The 2,958-nt window shown below is 42.7% G+C and carries 5 protein-coding genes; all 5 read right to left on the bottom strand.

Features of this window, described 5'->3' with window-relative positions:
- Positions 1-404 (bottom strand): hypothetical protein (locus J7M13_03500; protein MCD6363051.1); only part of this gene is annotated, 404 nt, incomplete at its 3' end.
- Between the two features lie 16 nt (positions 405-420).
- Positions 421-1,338, bottom strand: coding sequence for a PDZ domain-containing protein (locus J7M13_03505; protein ID MCD6363052.1), 918 nt, complete (start codon positions 1,336-1,338; stop codon positions 421-423).
- Entirely contained in the window at positions 1,335-1,907 is a 573-nt protein-coding gene (locus J7M13_03510) for a hypothetical protein (protein ID MCD6363053.1), read from the bottom strand. The genes J7M13_03505 and J7M13_03510 overlap by 4 nt, the downstream gene beginning before the upstream one ends.
- Entirely contained in the window at positions 1,900-2,361 is a 462-nt protein-coding gene (locus tag J7M13_03515) for a type II secretion system protein M (protein ID MCD6363054.1), read from the bottom strand. The genes J7M13_03510 and J7M13_03515 overlap by 8 nt, the downstream gene beginning before the upstream one ends.
- Positions 2,361-2,958: hypothetical protein (locus tag J7M13_03520; GenBank protein MCD6363055.1), on the bottom strand; the 598-nt coding region annotated here is incomplete at its 5' end. The genes J7M13_03520 and J7M13_03515, both read right to left, overlap by 1 nt.

Here is a 2,958-nt window from a genome sequence, read left to right on the forward strand (position 1 = left end):
TCTTTGAATTCCTGCATTTCATTTTTGAATTTTTCGGAGCTTTCTCTTATTTCTTTAATATTTTGTTTGGACCATTCTTCGAACTCTTTTGAGCTTTTTCTGATTTCCTGGATATTTTGCTTAGCCCATTCTTTGAATTCCTGCATTTCATCCTTAAACGCTCTCATTTCATCTTTGAACGCAAGCATCTCATCTTTAAAAGCCCTCATCTCATCCTTAAAGGCCCTCATCTCATCTTTAAAAAGCCTCATCTCGTTTTTGAATTCTCGCATCTCCCTTTTAAACTCTCTCATCTCCCTCTTAAGCAGGATCGTTTCCTGCATGTTGATCTCGGCCAGTTTTTCTAACCTCGCTATTCTTTCTTCATGTTCATCTATTTTGGCTTTTAATCCACCAATTCCCATACCATTTTTCCCCCTCTTATCTTATCTCGCATTCTATATTCATTTCTTTTCCCTTTCTCTCAACCGTCAGGGTAAGGCTCTCTCCCTCGGTTATCGATCTTATAGCGTTGTAGTAATCGGTTACCGTTCTTATCTCTATCCCGTTTATCTTCTTTATCACATCTCCCTTCCTCAATCCCATCTTTGAAAGTAAGTGCGTTCTGCTCAAATATCTGATAACAAAGCCATCCGGTTTTCCATCTTTAAAGTGAGGACCTATGAATATTCCCCTTAAGAATTTCTGTGGACTCATTAAAGCTTCATTTATAAGATCTCTGCTTATAATGATCTTTCCATCACTTGTTCGCCTTATTCCTGTGCTTTCTACTGGTCTTGGGGGTGGAGGTGGCGGCTTTCTAATGATTGTTTTCCTTTGAGGTGTTCTTGCTGAAGATCTGGAAGAAGAGCCTCCATACTTAAAGGATATCTCTGCTTTTTCTCCATTTCTTTCCAATATCACAAGATCCCTTTCTATCTTCACTACCTTGTATCCCATAACTTCATCTCCTATTCTAATCACCCTGACCTTTCCGCCATCGAGTATCATTGCCTCGCACTTCGCGCCGACGACTACTCCAAGAAGCTGGACATTAAGCCTCTTTATAACTTCCACCTTCTTTTCGGTAGTCTTAGCTTTCGGCTGAACCTGCTCCTTCCTTTCTTCAGGAATGCCAAATAGATTTCGTGCCAGGGTTCTCTTCCCCCGAAGATAGCTCTTTATGTCCTTTTTCTTTTCCGCCTTTTTCAAGCCTCCGCGCTCAACGATCTTTAAAAAGCTCTCCTCTTCCGCGAAAACCTTATCCACATAGTTTAAAAATAGATCAGATAACTTCATTCCCGTTAGAATCAATATCACGCAAAAAAGCAGATTTAGCAAAACTTTTCCCGCCTTCATCTTATATCACTCCTTAATATATAAAATCCCTCCCTGTCCTTCTTAAGAAACCTCAAAAACGAGGATAGCTTTTCTCTTATCCTTCCCGAGAGCTTCACTCTCAGGTCGTATTTTCCCCCTCCCTCTATTTCCCCCTTTATGAGGGCGTTGCTTCCTTTAAGAAAGACATCACTTATCTTGAACGATTTCCCCGCTCCTATCAGTATTCCTCTTCCCTCCTCGAACGGGATTATCGTTCCCGGCATATTAAGCGCGGATATGCTTCCATCCCTAAGCCTCAGCTCCATTTTCAGAGGTTTCTTAAAAAGCGATCCTAAGATTAACCTTGCCTGAAGCTCATCGGCGCTTAATCTAAACAGCCCAGTTTTAATGCTGAAGTTCCCGAAAAGAGCTCGCAGTTTCCACGGTATCACCTTCAGCTCCTTATATTCCACTTTTACCCCGCTTTTTTCAAGCTCCTTTAGCTTTCTGTCGATGACCCTCTCGTAGGGGAACCTTAAGAGGGTGAAGATCCCGAAGGAGATAAGCACTATGACCACGCTTAGTAAAATTATCTTCATCTTACTCAATACCCGCCACCACCATGCTGAGGGTTATCCTTCTCGGGTTTCCACTTGCCTTTATCTTGACATCTCTTATGCTGGCTATACCGCTTTTTTCAAGCTCCGCTAAATATCTAACCAGCTCCTCGTTTGTCAGGCTCTCAAGCTTCACCTCATATTTTTCCTTTCCAAGCGGTTTTATATAAACCAGCTTCTCCTTTATTCCGAGCTTTTGAGGGAGTGAGCTTAAGTAAGAAAAAAGACTTTCCGAGCTTTTCCTCTTGCTTGAAAGCTCCTCTTTAAGGGCTTTATATCTTTCTCCAAGGGCTATAAGCTGTTTTAATTCCTGTCTCTTTATCTCTATTTCCGTTTTAGCTTCCTTCAAGCGCTGAGATGCCGGGTAAATCCAGAAGTTAAAGATCAATATAAGAGCAATAATTATCCCGCCGTAAAGTAAGGCTTTCTTTTCCCTCTCTCCCATTATATCATCTCCTTGAGCTTTATTCCGAAGCTTACGCTCTTTCCGTCGGCGCTTACGCGCGCGTAGTTTATTTCAACGCTCTTAAAGCTCTTCTCCAACGCCTTTTTAAGCTTGTCTATATCCTCGAAGCTCTCCGCGGAGCCCTCAAGCTCGACTTCCTCTCCTCTTATGTGTATGTTATCAAGCCTCACATTTAAGCTTGCGGGTATGCTCCCGCTCACCCTTTCCAGAATTAAAAGCGGATGCGTTCCTTCCGCTGACCTTACCTTTATCTCCTTTTCAAGTTCCTCTATTTTCCTTCTCGCCTGCTTTAAGGGAACCACCACTTTTCCCTCACCGAAGTATCTTCTGTAGACTGAGGCGATTTCCCTCTCCAGCTTCTCTTTTTCGCTCATAACGCTTTTATAGTTTATAAGCCAGCCAGCTCCCCACGCAACGAGGAGGATTAAAGAGGCTATTAAAATCCTTTTAATCTCCCTTCCATGCTCTTCAATGAGCTTTTCCCAGCTTCCTCTCTCCTCAAGGAGATTTAATCGCGCGTATCTTTCGGGGTCTATTACCCCTAACGCTGCTCCTCTCGCTATCATCGTGGGATCA

Source organism: Synergistota bacterium, from assembly GCA_021159885.1.
GTDB lineage: Bacteria > Synergistota > GBS-1 > GBS-1 > GBS-1 > AUK310.

Excerpts from the sequence above, each read along its gene's own strand:
- J7M13_03505 (MCD6363052.1), bottom strand. The coding sequence starts at position 1,338 with ATGAAGGCGGGAAAAGTTTTGCTAAATCTGCTTTTTTGCGTGATATTG.
- J7M13_03515 (MCD6363054.1), bottom strand. The coding sequence starts at position 2,361 with ATGGGAGAGAGGGAAAAGAAAGCCTTACTTTACGGCGGGATAATTATT.